Raw genomic sequence first — 15087 nt, 5'->3', positions numbered from 1 at the left:
CTGTACACCGGTGATGACGTTGTGTCCGTTGGTCCCCCGTCAACCGCCCCGCGCCGGGCGGCGGCACGCGGGGCCACGGCGCAACGACCAGGTGCAGCGGACCCAGAAGGAGGTGCGGCGTGTCGACGCCGCTTGCCGACACGACCAACCCCGACCTCGGCCTGCTCTACGCCGTCAACGGCCTGGCCCGGCACGCCCCGGCCTCGCTGGACCGGCTGGTCTCCTGGACCGGCGAGTACGGCATCCTGATCGGCCTCGCCCTGCTGGGCCTGGCGGGCTGGCTGCAGGCCCGGCGGCGCCCGGACGCCCCGGTGGCGGTCGCCGGGCTGCTCTGGGCCCCGCTCGCGGTCGCCATCGCCGAGCTGGCCAACCTGCCGATCTCGGCGATCGTGGACCGCCCGCGGCCCTTCGTGGACCACTCCGGCCTGGAGGTGCTGGTCGAGGGCAAGGCCGGCACGCACTCCTTCGTCAGCGACCACTCCACGATGTCGATGGGCATCGCGGTGGCGCTCTTCCTGGTCAACCGGCGGCTCGGCTGGATCGCCGGCGGGCTGGCCCTGCTGCAGGGCTTCTGCCGGATGTACATGGGCGTCCACTACCCGACCGACGTGATCGGCGGCTTCGCGCTCGCCACCGCGGTGGTGCTGCTGCTGGCGCCGATCGCGATGGCCGTGCTGGTGCCGCTCTGCCACGCGATCGCCCGTACGCCGCTGGCCCCGCTGATCCGCGCCGGACGGGGCGCCGAGCGGGGTTCCGGACCGGGCGGGGGCCGCTCCGGCCGGCGGGGTCGGCGCGGCGGCGGCCGGGGCGCGGTCCGCGCCGAGGAACAGCCGCGGGAGTCCGACCTGGCCGCGTGAGGCGGGCGTCCGGCGCGGGGGCCTACCCCGGGTCCGCCCCTTCGCCGGCGAGGTGGTCGTCCGCCTCGCGCCGGGTGAGGTCGCGCGAGCGCCGGGCCGGGGAGTACCAGCCGCAGACGCAGGTCGCGTAGCAGAAGGAACCGCGTTCGCTGATCGCGACGCGGTGCTCGGGCATCGGGGTGGTGCCGGGAACGGCCGGCAGCTCACTGTGCACGTGCTTCACCGTAACGCGCCGGGGCACCGGTGCGCGACGCCTGTGACGCGCGGGACTGCGCGTAACTCCCGGCGCCCCAACTCGTTTGCCCGTCAAGAGCTCTGCCCGCCCGCTGGTGGTGGCCGGCGGGGCAGTCGGGCCCGAGGGGGTTGTCGCGAGGATGAAGATGACCGACCAGCAGCGCACCGGACGGACGGGCGGCCGCGCCGAGCGGCGGACGCGTCCGGCGGCCGGAGCCGCCCTGCTCGCCGCCGTGCTCGCCGGGGCGGCCGCCCTGGCCGGCTGCTCGCCGGACGCCGCGGGCGGCGTGGACGCCGCCTCGGCCGACCAGCAGGCGAGCAGCGCCCCCGAGCAGCTCTCCGCCGACCCGCTGACCGCGGTCCGCGGCGCCGCCGACATCACCGGCCGGTCCGGCTCGGCGCACGCCGTCACCGAACTGGTGACCGAGTCCGCCGAGAAGAAGGCGGTCTTCACCGGCACCGGCGGCTACGACTACGTGAAGCGGATCGGCCGGCTGGAGGTGCAGGTGCCACCGGGCGCCGCGACCACCGGCAAGATCGTCGAGGTGCTCCTGCCCGGCACGGTCTACCTGCAGAACAGCGGCGCCAAGGTGCCCGAGGGCAAGTGGGTCAAGCTGGACGTCCGCCAACTGCCGGACGGCAACCTGGTCAGCGGCGGCGCCACCGACCCGTCCTCCGCCGCGGGCGCGCTGCGCGGCGCGCAGAAGGCCGAGCTCGTCGGCGCGGAGACGCTCGACGGGGTGGCGCTGAAGCACTACCGCGGCACCCTGGACCTCGCCAAGGCGGCCGACGCCACCGGCGGGCGCGGCGGGGACGGCCTGCGGATGGGGGCGCAGACCTTCACGGTGAAGGAGGTCCCCTACGACGTCTGGCTGGACGACCAGGGCCGGCTGCACAAGGTGGTCGAGGTGTTCACCTTCGCCGGGGTGGCCGGCTCCAAGGAGGCGAAGGACCAGGTCAAGGTGGTCTCGACCACCACCCTGAGCGACTTCGGCGCGCCGGTGGAGGCCGCCGAGCCGCCGGCCGCGGACATCTTCGCGATGAAGCCCTCCGAGAGCCCGAAGTAGCCCGCCACGGCGATCCGGCCCGGGCGCGACGGGCGCGGACCCGCGGGGAGGCCGCCGGTCCGGGTGGGCCCGGACGCCCCCGGGCCCACCCGTTTCGGCGGCGCCGAGATGGCCCGTCCGTGCCATGTGGACGGGCTCCGAAGTGCCTAGGCTGGACGTCGGGTGGCTGCCGCCCGGGCTGGCGAGGCGCTGAAGGGGTGGTGCAGGTGATGGCGTCCACGGGCGGCCGCAGCGGCGGGCACGACGACGCGGCCCTCGACGAGATCGAGCTGGCCGGCGAGCTGATGATCGCCGCCACGGCCAGCAGCGGCGACCGGCTGCCGACCGAGCGGATCGACGAGGTACTGCTCGACCGGACCGACGGCGGTCCGGCCGCCGGTCCCGCCCGGGACCCGCAGGACCGGGCCCCCCGGGAACGGGACCCGCAGGACCGGAAGCACCGGCAGGACCGGGAGGACTAGCCCCCCGGACGGGCGGGCCGACGGGCCGGTGGCGGGGTCAGCTGCGCAGCAGCCGGCCGATCGCCGCGGTGGCCTCGGCGACCTTGGCGTCCAGCTCGGTGCCGCCCTCCTCGGCGGCGAGCGCGACGCAGTGCCGCAGGTGCTCCTCCAGCAGTGAGAGCGCGAAGGACTGCAGGGCCTTGGTGCCGGCCGAGACCTGGGTGAGCACGTCGATGCAGTAGACGTCCTCGTCGACCATCCGCTGGAGTCCGCGGATCTGGCCCTCGATCCGGCGCAGCCGCTTGAGGTGCGCGTCCTTCTGGGCGCTGTACCCGTGCGGACCGTGGGCGGCGTGGGCGGTCTCGGCGACCGGCGCCGTCCCGGGTGCAACGTGCTCGCCGTGCGGTTCCGCGCCGGGCGCCTGCTCCGGCCCGGTGCGCGCTTGCGTGGTGGTCATCGGCCCGCCTTCGTCTGAGTGCCTGCTGGCTGCGTCGGCTTCCAGTGTCCAACACCCGGGCCCGTCGTGGTGTTCCTCCGGCAGGGCCGACCGGCAGCGGCCGCGTCCGGCGCGGTTCCCCCGTCCGGGGAACACCCCGCTCTTCCCGCCGCACGACAGGGGCAATCCGGGCGAGGTTCCGTCAGACTGGGGGCTCGTGCCCGCACCTGCGGTGCGGATCGGATCCACTGCTGCGGCAACCGAACGGAAGGGGAGGTTCCGACTCCTCTTCGAGTACCCCGTTTGCGCCCCGGTGCTCGGTTGGACCTAGCATCGTTCAGTCCCCTACCCCGCACATCGGAGATTTCCGTGCGTTTTAGCCTGACCCCGAAGGAGACGAGCTTCTACGACATGTTCGCCGCAGCCGCGGAGAACCTGGTCGTCGGCTCGAAGCTCCTGCTGGAACTGCTGGGATCAGACGTGTCGGCCCGCGCGGAGATCGTCGAGCGCATGCGCGCCGCCGAGCACGCCGGAGACGACACCACCCATGCGATCTTCCACCAGCTGAACTCGTCCTTCATCACGCCCTTCGACCGCGAGGACATCTACAACCTCGCCTCGTCGCTGGACGACATCATGGACTTCATGGAGGAGGCCGTCGACCTGGTCGTCCTCTACGACATCCAGACCCTGCCGAAGGGCATCGAGCAGCAGATCGAGGTCCTGGCCCGCGCCGCCGAGCTGACCGCCGAGGCGATGCCGAACCTGCGGAGCATGTCCAACCTCACCGAGTACTGGATCGAGGTCAACCGGCTGGAGAACCAGGCCGACCAGATCCACCGCAAGCTGCTCGCCCACCTCTTCTCCGGCCAGTACGAGGCCATCGAGGTGCTCAAGCTGAAGCAGGTCGTGGACGTCCTCGAACAGGCCGCGGACGCCTTCGAGCACGTCGCCAACACGGTGGAGACCATCGCGGTCAAGGAGTCCTGACCCCCGTGGACATGGCAGCACTCATCGCCGTCGTCGGCGTTGCCTTCTTCTTCACGTACACCAACGGCTTCCACGACTCGGCCAACGCGATCGCCACCTCGGTCTCCACCCGGGCGCTGACTCCCCGGGCGGCGCTGGCGATGGCCGCGGTGATGAACCTGGCGGGCGCCTTCCTGGGCAGCGGGGTGGCGCACACCGTCTCGCAGGGCATCATCGAGACCCCGACCGGCGACCAGGGCATGGTCATCCTGTTCGCCGCGCTGGTCGGCGCCATCGCCTGGAACCTGGTCACCTGGTACTTCGGCCTGCCGTCCTCCTCCTCGCACGCGCTGTTCGGCGGCATGGTGGGAGCGGCGCTGGCCGGCGGCACCGAGGTGATCTGGAGCGGCGTCATCGACAAGATCATCATCCCGATGATCGTCTCTCCGGTGGTCGGCCTGATCGGCGGCTTCCTGGTGATGCTGGCGATCCTCTGGCTCTTCCGGCGGGCCAACCCGCACCGGGCCAAGCGCAACTTCCGGGTCGCCCAGACGGCCTCGGCCGCCGCGATGGCGCTCGCCCACGGCCTGCAGGACGCGCAGAAGACCATGGGCATCGTGGTGATGGCCCTGGTCATCTCGGGCCACCAGAGCCAGGGGGACCCGATCCCGGTCTGGGTGAAGATCTCCTGCGCGACCATGCTGTCGCTGGGCACCTACGCGGGCGGCTGGCGGATCATGCGGACCCTGGGCCGGAAGATCATCGAGCTGGACCCGCCGCAGGGCTTCGCCGCCGAGGCCACCGCCTCGACGGTCATGTACATCACCTCGTTCGTCTTCAAGGCGCCGATCTCCACCACCCACGTGATCACCTCGGCGATCATGGGCGCCGGGGCCACCAAGCGGATCCGCGCGGTGCGCTGGGGCGTCGCCAAGAACATCGTGCTCGGCTGGTTCATCACGATGCCGGCGGCCGCCCTCGTCGCGGCGCTGGTGTACTGGTTCGTCCACCTGTTCTGGGGCTGACGCCCGGACCGTCCGGACGCGGCAGGGCCCGCCCCCCCACATCTCGGGGGGCGGGCCCTTTTGCTCCGCGGCGGCACCGCCATGCAGCACCGCGAAGCAGCTTGTGAAGCGCCGCCCGCGGGTCGGGCGGACCGATCAGCCGAAGCGGCCGGAGATGTAGTCCTCGGTCGCCTGCACGGACGGGTTGGAGAAGATCCGCTGGGTGTCGTCCAGCTCGATCAGCTTGCCCGGCTGGCCGACGCCGGCCAGGTTGAAGAAGGCGGTGCGGTCGCTGACGCGGGCCGCCTGCTGCATGTTGTGCGTCACGATGACGATGGTGAACTGGGCCTTCAGCTCGCCGATCAGGTCCTCGATGGCGAGGGTGGAGATCGGGTCGAGGGCGGAGCAGGGCTCGTCCATCAGCAGGACCTGCGGCTCGACCGCGATGGCGCGGGCGATGCAGAGGCGCTGCTGCTGGCCGCCGGAGAGGCCGGCGCCCGGCTTGTTCAGCCGGTCCTTGACCTCGTTCCAGAGGTTGGCGCCCTTGAGCGACTTCTCCACCACGTCGTCCAGCACGGACTTCTTGCGCACACCCGCGAGCTTCAGCCCGGCGACCACGTTGTCGTAGATCGACATGGTCGGGAACGGGTTCGGGCGCTGGAAGACCATGCCGACCGAGCGGCGGACGGCGACCGGGTCGACGGCGGAGCCGTACAGGTTCTCGTCGTCCAGGAGCACCTTGCCCTCGACGCGGGCGCCGGGGATCACCTCGTGCATCCGGTTGAGGGTCCGCAGGAAGGTGGACTTGCCGCAGCCGGAGGGGCCGATGAAGGCCGTCACCGAGCGGGGCTCGACGGACATCGAGATGTCCTCGATGGCCTTGGTGGAGCCGTAGTAGGCGGACAGTCCGCTGACGTCGATGCGCTTGGCCATGATCGTTCGTCTTCTCTCAGTCTTCGTCGTACGTCAGTCGGTCGCTCAGTGTCCGGCCTTGGGCGAGCGCCAGCGGGCGATGCCCCGGGCGATGAGGTTGAGCCCCATCACGAAGGCGATCAGCACGAGCGCGGCACCCCAGGCGCGGGCATAGCCGTAGTCGTTGTTCACCACGGCGTACTGCTGCCAGATGTACATCGGCAGCGACTGCTGCGGTCCGTCGAACGGGTTGTTGTTGATGTAGGCGGCGCCGAAGACCAGCATCATGACCGGGGCGGTCTCACCCGTGATGCGGGCGACCGCGAGCATCACACCGGTGGTGATGCCGCCGATGGCGGTGGGGAGGACGATCCTCAGGATGGTCTTCCACTTCGGCACGCCGAGCGCGTACGACGCCTCGCGCAGCTCGTTCGGGACGAGCTTGAGCATCTCCTCGGTGGAGCGGACCACGACCGGCATCATCAGGATCGCCAGCGCGAGGCTGCCCGAGAATCCGGAGTAGTTGAAGCCGAGGGCGATGTTCCACAAGGACAGGATGAACAGACCGGCGACGATCGACGGGACACCCGTCATGACGTCGACGAAGAAGGTGACCGCCTTGGCGAGCGTGCCGCGGCCGTACTCGACCAGGTAGACGGCGGTCAGCAGACCGATCGGGGCGGCCATCAGGGTGGCCAGCAGGACCTGCTCCAGGGTGCCGATCAGCGCGTGGTAGATACCGCCGCCGGGACCGGCCGAGCGCACGCCCATCATGGAGTGCGTCAGGAAGTTGCCGTCCACGACGCCGATGCCCTTCTGGACCGTGTAGACGGTCAGCGAGAGCAGCGGGACGACGGCCAGGATGAAGGCGACCCAGACCGCCGAGGTGGCGAACCGGTCCTTGGCCTGCCGGCGGCCCTCGACCTGGGCGGCGAGCACGTAGCTGATGAGCAGGAACAGGGCCGCGGAGATCAGGCCCCACTGGAGCTTGCTCTCCAGGCCGGCGACCAGGCCGATGCCGCAGCCGAGGGCGATCGCGCCGACGGCCACGCCGGCCGGGGCCCACTTGGGCAGCCGGTTGGCGGTCAGCGGGCGGCCCACCGGGCGGGCGTCCGCCGGAACCGAGGTCGTAGCGGCACTCATGCGTTGGCCCCCGAGTACTCCTTGCGGCGGGCGACGATCAGCCGCGCGGCACCGTTCACCAGCAGGGTGATCACGAACAGGACGAGGCCGGAGGCCATCAGCGCGTCCCGGCCGAAGGGCTGGGCCTCGTTGAACTTCAGGGCGATGTTCTGCGCGAAGGTGCCGCCGCCCGGGTCGAGCAGGTGCAGCGAGAGCACGTTGCTGGAGGAGAGCACGACGGCGACCGCGATGGTCTCGCCGAGCGCGCGGCCGAGGCCGAGCATCGAGGCCGAGATGATGCCGGGGCGGCCGAACGGCAGCACCGCGGTGCGGATCATCTCCCAGCGGGTCGCGCCGAGCGCGAGCGCCGCCTCCTCGTGCATCCGGGGGACCTGCCGGAAGACCTCACGGCTGACCGCGGTGATGATCGGCAGGACCATGATCGCCAGCAGGATGCCGACCGTGAACAGGTTGCGCGGGGTGGTGCCGGCCCTGGACTGGTCGAAGATGTACGTCCAGCCGAGGTACTCGTCCAGCCAGCTGTTCAGGCCGCTGAGGTGCGGCACCAGGAAGAGCGCGCCCCACAGGCCGTAGATGATGCTGGGCACGGCCGCCAGCAGGTCCACCAGGTAGGCGAACGGCTGGGCGATCCGGCGCGGCGCGTAGTGCGAGATGAACAGCGCGATCCCGATGGCCACCGGGACGGCGATCACCATCGCGATCAGCGCGCTGACGATGGTGCCGAACGCCAGGACCGCGATGCCGAAGACCGGCTTCGGGGCGTCCGGCGTCCACTCGAAGGTGGTGAGGAAGTTGCCCTCGTTCTTGCTCAGGGCGACGCCCGAGCGCCAGGTCAGGAAGCCCGCGATGGCGGCCATGACCACCAGCAGCAGGATGCCCGACCCGCGGGACAGGTTCATGAAGATCTTGTCGCCGACCCGGCTGTCGCGCTGGCGGCGTTCCCTGCCCCGCGGGGCGGCAGGGGTGGATGAAGTCATTGGTCTTCTCCGGTCTGGTGGTGCGGCCCCGAGGGGGCGGCACCCTGGCGGCGGTGCCCCGGACGTGGTGCGTTTCGTCGGTACTTCCCGCGGGGGCGGCCCCGGCCCCCCTCGTTCACGGGGCCGCCCCAGCGGAGGTTCTCCTGGGTCAGGCGAGGGAGCCGATGACGCCGTTCACCTTGTCGGTCAGCGACTTCGGCAGCGGGACGTAGCCCGCGTCGCCGATCGCCTTCTGGCCCGCGTCGCTGGCGCTGTAGGCCAGGAAGGCCTTCAGGGTGTCGAGGGTGTCGGCCTTGTTGCCCTTGTCGCAGGCGATCTCGTAGGTCACCAGGACCAGCGGGTAGGAGCCCTCGTCCTTGGTCGCGTAGTCGAGGGTCAGCGCCAGGTCGCTGCCGGTGCCGGCCATCTGCGCCTTGGCGAAGGTGTTGGCGGCGTTGGCGGCGGTGGCCTCGACCGGCTTGGCGGCACCGGTGTTGATGGCGGCGCTCTTCAGGTTGTTGGTCTGCGCGAAGGAGAGCTCGGCGTAGCTGATCGAGTTCTTGACCTGCTTCACCTGGGCCGAGACGCCGGCCGAGCCGTTGGCGCCCTGGCCGCCCTTGCCCGCCCAGGCCTTGCTGGCCGGGTAGGACCAGGCGCCGCCCGAGGTCTTGGCGAAGTACTTGGTCAGGTTCTCGGTGGTGCCCGAGTCGTCGGTGCGGTGGAAGGCCTGGATGTCGGCGTCCGGCAGCTTGGCGCTCGGGTTCAGCGCGACGATGGCCGGGTCGTTCCACTTGGTGATCTGCGAGTCGAAGATCTTCGCGATGGTCGGGGCGTCCAGGACCAGGTTGTCCACGCCGTCCACGTTGAAGACGATCGAGATCAGGCCCGCGACGATCGGCAGGTTGATGCCCTGGCCGCCGGTGCAGACGGCCTTGCTGGCCTCGACCTCGGCCGGCTTCAGCGCCGAGTCCGAGCCCGCGAACTGGATCTTGCCCTGGTTGAACTGCTGGACACCGGCGCCGGAGCCGCCGCCACCGTAGTTGACGGTGGCGCCCTTGCAGGCCGCCTCGAAGTTGTTCTTCAGGATGTCGATCGCGTTGCCCTGAGCGGTGGAACCGGCGGCGACCAGCGCGGTGGGCTTCGAGCCGCAGTTGATCGCGGCGGGGGCGGCGGCGGAGCCGCTGCCCGACGGAGCGGCGGCATTGTTGTTGTTATCGTCCGAGCCGCAGGCGGCGAGCGACAGCGAGCTGACGAGCGCCATGGCACCGATCGCGAGGGCCTTGGAGCGGCCGTTCCGCTGGAGCTTCACAGGGTGTCCCTTTCTGTGGCATTGCCCGGCACGCGGGCCCTGCCGAGCAGGGCGGTGCACGGGTTTTGCTGAGGTCCGGGGCCCGTTCGGCCCGCCGGTGGTACCGAAGTTAGGCCGGGTAGGTGACACGTCAGCCGGTCGTAAGTGAACGGCGAGTGAACCTCGAACGGATGACAGGAAACTACGTCAGGTAGTAACGGTTGCGTCACGGCGAGGGCGCGGGGAGATCACTTCCACTGTTCCTTCACGCCTGCGCGTCCCGCAACCGCACTGGCCTGGCCTCCAGCAGCTCCAGCAGGGCGTCGACCAACCGCCGGTCCTGCTCCCGGGTCAACCGCGCCCGCGCCTTCCCCGCCGGCAGCCACTCCAGGAGGTCCACCTCCCGGTTGGGCCGGAACTCCCCCACCGTCGGCACCGCCGCCCAGTACCGGACCTCCTTCGGACGGCCCTGCGCCACGTAGTGCTGGGTCGGCAGCTCCGCCCCGAGCACGCAGCAGAACCCCGTCTCCTCCCGCACCTCGCGCAGCGCCGCCTCCACCACGCCCTCGCCCGGGTGCAGCTTCCCCTTCGGCAGGCTCCAGTCGTCGTACTTCGGCCGGTGGATCACCGCGATCCGCGGCCGGCCCAGCCGGCCGCTCTTCTTCGGGCGGCCCGGCAGCCAGAGCACCGCCCCCGCCGCCAGCACCACCGGCCCGTCGGAACCCGCCCGGCCGGACACCGCCCGCCCGGACGACGTCCGGTCGACCGGTCTCGATCCGCCCCGCCGGCCGTCCTCCGGCCCCCGCCGCCCGCCCACCTCAGGCCGTCCGCGATTCCGCCGCCGCCCCCCAGCCCTCGGCCGGCGGCAGCTCCAGCCACGCCTCCGAGCCCGGCGGCAGCTCCGGCCACCGCCGCCCGAAGGCGTACCGCGCCGCCTCCACCTCCAGCCGCTGGTCGGCGTGCACCACGCCCAGCACGTACGCCGTCGCCGGGGTGATCCGCGGCGTGCGCGCCGCCGTCGCGGCCGTCACCGCCGCCTCCGAGGCCTCCTGGTGCCGCAGCAGCACCCGGTCCAGCTCGTCCAGCACCGCCGACGGCCGCCCGCACACCTCCAGCGCGTACCGGGCCCGCTTCACCAGCACCCCCGTCCGGTGCCACGGCGCGTCGTCCGCCGCCAGCGCCGCGTCCGCGTCCAGCGCGCCCCGCGCACCCGGCACCGACCCCAGCCGGCGCAGCCCGTCCCCGCCGTACGGCGTCGCCGTCCGCTGCAACGGCAGCTGCTGGGCGCTCGCCGCCAGCGCCCCGAACACGGCCGCCGCCTGCGGCACCAGTACCGCGCCCGCCCGGTCGTGCGCCGACTCCAGCAGCGGCGCGTCCGCCACCAGCAGGGTCATCCGGTCCGCCAGGGCGTGCAACCGCGCCGAGCGCAGCTCCTGCAGCACCGTGGAGTGCGCCCTGGTCCGGGCCAGGGTCAGCTGCCGGTCCAGCAGCGCCCGCGCCTTCGGCGCCCCCGCGTGGCCGGCCAGCATCCCCGGCCCCTCCGCCTCGCTCCCGCTCAGCCCGTCCAGCGCGCCCAGCAGCCGGGCCGACCGCCGCACGTACCCCGGCTCCAGCGCCAGCAGGTTCAGCAGCCAGGCCAGCTCGGTCCGCGACTCCTGCGCCCAGACCGGCTCGAAGGAGGCGGAGAAGGTGTTCAGCAGCCCGCTGATCCGCCGCACCGCCCGCAGCAGGTCGGCCGTCCCCTCCGACGGGACCACGGACGCACCCGGTCTGGCACCGACCTCGCCCACCGCCAGCGGCAGGGCACGCAGGAACGCGCCCGCCAGGGCGGTGAGATGGCTGGAGAGGATGTCCCCGGCGGTCGCGGTGGAGGCCGCCCGGGCCGTCATCGGCGCATCGGTCATGGCTAGGTAGATCCCCGTTCCCCCGGGGCCGTCCCCGGGGCTGGTGGCCGACCGCTCAGCGGGTCCCTACCGCTCAGCGGCTCGCGTCGGTGGGTCGCGCGGTCTCGTCGTCGAGTCTCGTGCGGTCGTGCCCCCCGGCGGCGGGGCCCGCACCGGTCGGTCCGGTGCGGGCCCGCCGCGCGGTGTCGCGGCTCACGTCGTCACGTCTGGCGTCAGCGGGGTCGTGGCGGCGACCGGCGGTCATCGGGCGACGACGGCCCGACGACGCTGACGCGAGTCGATGAGCAGGTCCTGGACGTGTCGCAGCGGCTTGCCGTCGTCGTCCTGGGCGTGCCGGGACCAGGCCCCGTCCGCCCCGAGGTGCCAGGACTCCGTCTCGTCCGACATCCCGAGGTCGAGCAGCCCGGACAGCTCGGCCCGGTGCGCCGGGTCGGTGATCCGCAGCAGCGCCTCGATCCGGCGGTCCAGGTTGCGGTGCATCATGTCGGCGCTGCCGATCCACACCTCCGGATCGCCGTTGTTGCCGAAGACGAAGATCCGGGAGTGCTCCAGGAAGCGCCCCAGGATGCTGCGCACCCGGACGTTCTCGCTGAGCCCCGGCACGCCCGGCCGGATCGCGCAGATGCCGCGCACCCACACGTCCACCGGCACGCCGGCCTGCGAGGCCCGGTACAGCGCGTCGATCACGACCTCGTCGACGATCGAGTTGACCTTGAGCTTCACGTGCGCCGGACGCCCGGCCCGGTGGTTGGCGATCTCGTTGTGGATCCGCGCCACCAGGCCGTCGCGCAGCCCGCGCGGGGCGGTCAGCAGCCGGCGGTACGACTCGCGGCGCGAGTAGCCGGAGAGCCGGTTGAAGAGGTCCGAGAGGTCCGCGCCGACCTGCGGGTCCGAGGTCAGCAGGCCGAGGTCCTCGTACAGCCGGGCCGTCTTCGGGTGGTAGTTGCCGGTGCCGACGTGCGAGTACCGGCGCAGGGTGTCGCCCTCCTGCCGGACCACCAGCGACAGCTTGCAGTGCGTCTTCAGCCCGACCAGGCCGTAGACCACGTGGCAGCCGGCCTCCTCCAGCTTGCGGGCCCACTTGATGTTGGCCTGCTCGTCGAAGCGCGCCTTGATCTCGACCAGCACCAGCACCTGCTTGCCGGACTCCGCCGCGTCGATCAGCGCGTCGACGATCGGCGAGTCGCCCGAGGTCCGGTACAGCGTCTGCTTGATCGCCAGCACGTCCGGGTCGGCCGCGGCCTGCTCCAGGAAGGCCTGCACCGAGGTGGAGAAGCTGTCGTACGGGTGGTGCAGCAGCACGTCCCGCTCGCGCATCGCGGCGAAGATGTCCGGCTGCGAGGCCGACTCGACGTCGGTCAGGCCGCGCGCGGTGCCCGCCACGAACTTCGGGTACCTCAGCTCCGGCCGGTCCAGATCGGCGATGCCGAACAGCCCGGTCAGGTCCAGCGGCCCGGGCAGCGGGAAGACCTCCGCCTCGGTGATGTTCAGCTCCCGCACCAGCAGGTCCAGGATGTAGGGGTCGATCGACTCCTCGACCTCCAGCCGCACCGGCGGGCCGAAGCGCCGCCGCATCAGCTCCTTCTCCAGCGCCTTGAGGATGTTCTCGGTGTCGTCCTCCTCCACCTCCAGGTCCTCGTTGCGCGTGACCCGGAAGGCGTGGTGGGCGAGCACCTCCATGCCCGGGAAGAGCTCCTCCAGGTGCGCCCCCATGACGTCCTCCAGCGGAACGAACCGCTGCGGGGAGGCCTCCAGGAAGCGCGCGAGCGACTGCGGCACCTTCACCCGGGCGAAGTGCTTGTGCCCGGAGACCGGGTTGCGCACGACGACCGCCAGGTTGAGGGAGAGCCCCGATATGTAGGGGAAAGGGTGCGCCGGGTCCACCGCCAGCGGGGTGAGGACCGGGAAGATCTTCTGCCGGAACAGGGAGTGCAGCCGCGCCTGCTCCTTCTCCGCCAGCTCGGACCAGCGGACCACCTCGATCCCCTCGGCGGCGAGGTCCGGCAGCACCTCCTGCTGGAACGCGGCGGCGTGGCGGGCCATCAGCTCGCGCGAGCGGGTCCAGATGAGGTCCAGCACCTCGCGCGGCTGGAGCCCGGACGCGCTGCGCTGGGCGACGCCGGTGGCGATCCGGCGCTTGAGGCCGGCCACCCGGACCATGAAGAACTCGTCGAGGTTGCTCGCAAAGATCGCCAGGAACTTGGCGCGCTCCAGCAACGGGATCCCCGGGTCCTCGGCGAGTTCCAGCACGCGTTCGTTGAACGCGAGCCAGCTGCGCTCACGGTCCAGGAAGCGGCCCTGCGGCAGTTCCTCGAGGTCCTGCTCGTCGGCGACCGTCAGTTCCGGCGGTATCCCGAGCGCGCTGGACATCCGCGCGGGCGGGGACAGCGGGGCAGGGACGGGGCGGGGGATGCTCATGGGCTCCAGCTCCTCCAGCAGGACGGCGTCCGGACGCGAAATGCTTTTCGGGCCGTCGCCCTCGCCCGTCACCGACGCCCACTCACCCGGCGCGGTCGTCACAGAACCGGTCGACACGTGCCGACCGATGCTGCACGAGCGAGACACTACGGACTTCATCCTGTGATCTTCACGGCATTAATTGAATCCACGGTAAACACCGCATGGCCAGGAGGAAAGCTGAGGCGGTCAGGGCTGCGGCGACGGGCGCACGCCCGTTGCCGCAGCCCCGTTTTCTCCGCTAGGCACCGCCGGGGCGCCCTGATCGCGTAGTCACTCTCGGTTACCGGGAGGCGGTCACCGGAAATTCGGGTGGGGGACCCCGGCGCGATACATCAGATCGACTTCGTGGACGCTGAATCCGAGCCTTTCGTACACCCGCACCGCCGCCGGATTGTCCGCGTCGACGTACAGCAGCACGGTCTCCAGACCGCGCTCGCCGGCCGAGGCGTCACTGCCCGTCAGGTGGCGCAGACCGGCCGCGGTCAGCGCCCGGCCGAGGCCGCTGCCCTGCTCCGCCGGATCGACGCCCACCACGTACACCTCGCCGAGCGCCGGCTCCGTCGCGGTCGCCGGGTGCACCTTCGTCCAGTGGAAGCCGACCGGCTTGCCGTCCCGGGTGGCGAGGAAGAAGCCGGCCGGGTCGAACCACGGCTCGCCCAGCCGGTCGGCGAGGTCGCGCTCGGTCCAGGAGCCCTGCTCCGGGTGGTGCGCGAAGGCGAGGGCGTTCAGGCGGAGCCACTCGGCGTCGTCCTCACCGGGCCGGAAGGTCCGCAGCTCGATGCCGTCCGGGAGCGGGACGGCCTCGGTCTGCGGCCCGGTGCGGCGCATCTGCCGCAGCTCGCGGACCAGCTCGGCGCCGTATCCCTCGGCCAGGTGCCGGGCCGCCGGGTGTCCGCCGTGCACCCAGAAGTCGACGTGGTCCCGGCCCGCGCGCCCCGCTTCGGCCAGCACCGCGTCCACCAGGGGCCGCCCGTGGCCCCGCCCGCGGGCGGCCGGCGCCACCACGAGCTCGGCCGCCGGGTTGGCACTGCCGCTCCCGGGCACCTCCAGCTGGCCGTAGCCGACGGCCCCGCCGGCCTCCACGTCCTGTCCGGCGGTCTCCAGGAAGTGGGTCACACCGGTCCGCGCCGTCCCGGAGGAGCGCAGGCGCAGACGCCCCTGCTCGGACACGGCCTCCCGGCCGTCCGCGCCCTGGGCTTCCGCCAGGATCCGCAGGGCCGCGTCCCGCTGTGCCGGCCGCAGTACGTCGGAGGCGAGGACCGTGGCCGCGTCGCCCGTTGTTGCCGTTCCATCGTCCATGACCCGACGATACGTCAACGGCAAACGCAAAGAACCCCCGCCGGATAACCCGGCGGGGGTTCTTCACAATGATTGTTCGGCGGCGTCCTACTCTCCCACAGGGTCCCCCCTGCAGTAC

15 protein-coding genes are annotated in these 15087 nt (G+C 71.9%); 5 read left to right on the top strand and 10 right to left on the bottom strand.

Going from position 1 to position 15087, the window contains the following annotated elements; all coding sequences use genetic code 11:
- The first annotated feature begins 119 nt into the window (after positions 1–119).
- Positions 120–857, top strand: a complete 738-nt coding sequence (locus tag ACFC0B_RS36595; RefSeq protein WP_376096345.1) for a phosphatase PAP2 family protein — start codon at positions 120–122, stop codon at positions 855–857.
- 22 nt (positions 858–879) lie between these two features.
- Here ACFC0B_RS36595 and ACFC0B_RS36590 read toward each other — a convergent pair whose 3' ends face one another.
- A complete protein-coding gene (locus ACFC0B_RS36590) occupies positions 880–1071 on the bottom strand; it encodes a hypothetical protein (protein ID WP_376096342.1) in 192 nt (63 codons plus the stop codon).
- A 166-nt stretch (positions 1072–1237) separates the two neighbouring features.
- Between ACFC0B_RS36590 and ACFC0B_RS36585 the strand changes: the two genes are divergently transcribed.
- Positions 1238–2158, top strand: coding sequence for a hypothetical protein (locus ACFC0B_RS36585; RefSeq protein ID WP_376096339.1), 921 nt, complete (start codon positions 1238–1240; stop codon positions 2156–2158).
- Between the two features lie 209 nt (positions 2159–2367).
- Positions 2368–2619 carry a hypothetical protein gene (locus tag ACFC0B_RS36580; protein ID WP_376096336.1) on the top strand — a complete coding sequence of 84 codons (252 nt, stop codon included), beginning with the start codon at positions 2368–2370 and terminating at the stop codon, positions 2617–2619.
- A 37-nt stretch (positions 2620–2656) separates the two neighbouring features.
- Here the strand turns inward: ACFC0B_RS36580 and ACFC0B_RS36575 are convergent, their stop codons facing one another.
- On the bottom strand, positions 2657–3055 hold the full coding sequence (locus ACFC0B_RS36575) for a metal-sensitive transcriptional regulator (RefSeq protein WP_376096333.1): 399 nt from the start codon (positions 3053–3055) through the stop codon (positions 2657–2659).
- Positions 3056–3403: 348 nt separating this feature from the next.
- Here ACFC0B_RS36575 and ACFC0B_RS36570 point away from each other — a divergent pair, with 348 nt between their 5' ends.
- Positions 3404–4024: a DUF47 domain-containing protein gene (locus tag ACFC0B_RS36570; protein WP_030312623.1), complete on the top strand. Its 621-nt coding sequence runs from the start codon at positions 3404–3406 to the stop codon at positions 4022–4024.
- A 5-nt stretch (positions 4025–4029) separates the two neighbouring features.
- Positions 4030–5028, top strand: a complete 999-nt coding sequence (locus ACFC0B_RS36565; RefSeq protein ID WP_376096330.1) for an anion permease — start codon at positions 4030–4032, stop codon at positions 5026–5028.
- A 135-nt stretch (positions 5029–5163) separates the two neighbouring features.
- Here the strand turns inward: ACFC0B_RS36565 and pstB are convergent, their stop codons facing one another.
- The 8 genes from pstB to mshD form a co-directional block, all read right to left on the bottom strand.
- Positions 5164–5940, bottom strand: coding sequence for a phosphate ABC transporter ATP-binding protein PstB (pstB, locus tag ACFC0B_RS36560; protein ID WP_376096327.1), 777 nt, complete (start codon positions 5938–5940; stop codon positions 5164–5166).
- A gap of 45 nt (positions 5941–5985) precedes the next feature.
- On the bottom strand, positions 5986–7062 hold the full coding sequence (gene pstA, locus ACFC0B_RS36555) for a phosphate ABC transporter permease PstA (protein ID WP_376096324.1): 1077 nt from the start codon (positions 7060–7062) through the stop codon (positions 5986–5988).
- The gene (pstC, locus tag ACFC0B_RS36550; protein ID WP_376096321.1) at positions 7059–8039 is read right to left on the bottom strand and encodes a phosphate ABC transporter permease subunit PstC; all 981 of its coding nucleotides are present in this window, start codon (positions 8037–8039) and stop codon (positions 7059–7061) included. The genes pstA and pstC overlap by 4 nt, the downstream gene beginning before the upstream one ends.
- A 148-nt stretch (positions 8040–8187) precedes the next feature.
- The gene (pstS, locus tag ACFC0B_RS36545; protein ID WP_376096318.1) at positions 8188–9327 is read right to left on the bottom strand and encodes a phosphate ABC transporter substrate-binding protein PstS; all 1140 of its coding nucleotides are present in this window, start codon (positions 9325–9327) and stop codon (positions 8188–8190) included.
- A 244-nt stretch (positions 9328–9571) separates the two neighbouring features.
- Positions 9572–10045: an NUDIX hydrolase gene (locus ACFC0B_RS36540; protein WP_376096315.1), complete on the bottom strand. Its 474-nt coding sequence runs from the start codon at positions 10043–10045 to the stop codon at positions 9572–9574.
- Positions 10046–10124: 79 nt separating this feature from the next.
- Positions 10125–11210 carry a CHAD domain-containing protein gene (locus ACFC0B_RS36535; RefSeq protein ID WP_376096312.1) on the bottom strand — a complete coding sequence of 362 codons (1086 nt, stop codon included), beginning with the start codon at positions 11208–11210 and terminating at the stop codon, positions 10125–10127.
- Between the two features lie 240 nt (positions 11211–11450).
- Positions 11451–13628, bottom strand: a complete 2178-nt coding sequence (locus tag ACFC0B_RS36530) for an RNA degradosome polyphosphate kinase (RefSeq protein WP_376096309.1) — start codon at positions 13626–13628, stop codon at positions 11451–11453.
- Between the two features lie 336 nt (positions 13629–13964).
- Positions 13965–14969, bottom strand: coding sequence for a mycothiol synthase (mshD, locus tag ACFC0B_RS36525; RefSeq protein WP_376096306.1), 1005 nt, complete (start codon positions 14967–14969; stop codon positions 13965–13967).
- Between the last annotated feature and the right edge of the window lie 118 nt (positions 14970–15087).

The organism is Kitasatospora sp. NPDC056184 (assembly GCF_042268405.1).
GTDB lineage: Bacteria > Actinomycetota > Actinomycetes > Streptomycetales > Streptomycetaceae > Kitasatospora.
Note: the sequence above shows the minus strand (reverse complement) of the source record. Positions and strands in the feature narration are given on the sequence as shown.

Bases quoted from the DNA above. Each gene is read 5' to 3' on its own strand.
- ACFC0B_RS36575 (WP_376096333.1), bottom strand. From the start codon at position 3,055: ATGACCACCACGCAAGCGCGCACCGGGCCGGAGCAGGCGCCCGGCGCG.
- pstC (WP_376096321.1), bottom strand. From the start codon at position 8,039: ATGACTTCATCCACCCCTGCCGCCCCGCGGGGCAGGGAACGCCGCCAG.
- pstA (WP_376096324.1), bottom strand. From the start codon at position 7,062: ATGAGTGCCGCTACGACCTCGGTTCCGGCGGACGCCCGCCCGGTGGGC.
- ACFC0B_RS36535 (WP_376096312.1), bottom strand. From the start codon at position 11,210: ATGACCGATGCGCCGATGACGGCCCGGGCGGCCTCCACCGCGACCGCC.
- mshD (WP_376096306.1), bottom strand. From the start codon at position 14,969: ATGGACGATGGAACGGCAACAACGGGCGACGCGGCCACGGTCCTCGCC.
- pstB (WP_376096327.1), bottom strand. From the start codon at position 5,940: ATGGCCAAGCGCATCGACGTCAGCGGACTGTCCGCCTACTACGGCTCC.
- ACFC0B_RS36580 (WP_376096336.1), top strand. From the start codon at position 2,368: ATGGCGTCCACGGGCGGCCGCAGCGGCGGGCACGACGACGCGGCCCTC.
- ACFC0B_RS36530 (WP_376096309.1), bottom strand. From the start codon at position 13,628: ATGAGCATCCCCCGCCCCGTCCCTGCCCCGCTGTCCCCGCCCGCGCGG.
- ACFC0B_RS36585 (WP_376096339.1), top strand. From the start codon at position 1,238: ATGACCGACCAGCAGCGCACCGGACGGACGGGCGGCCGCGCCGAGCGG.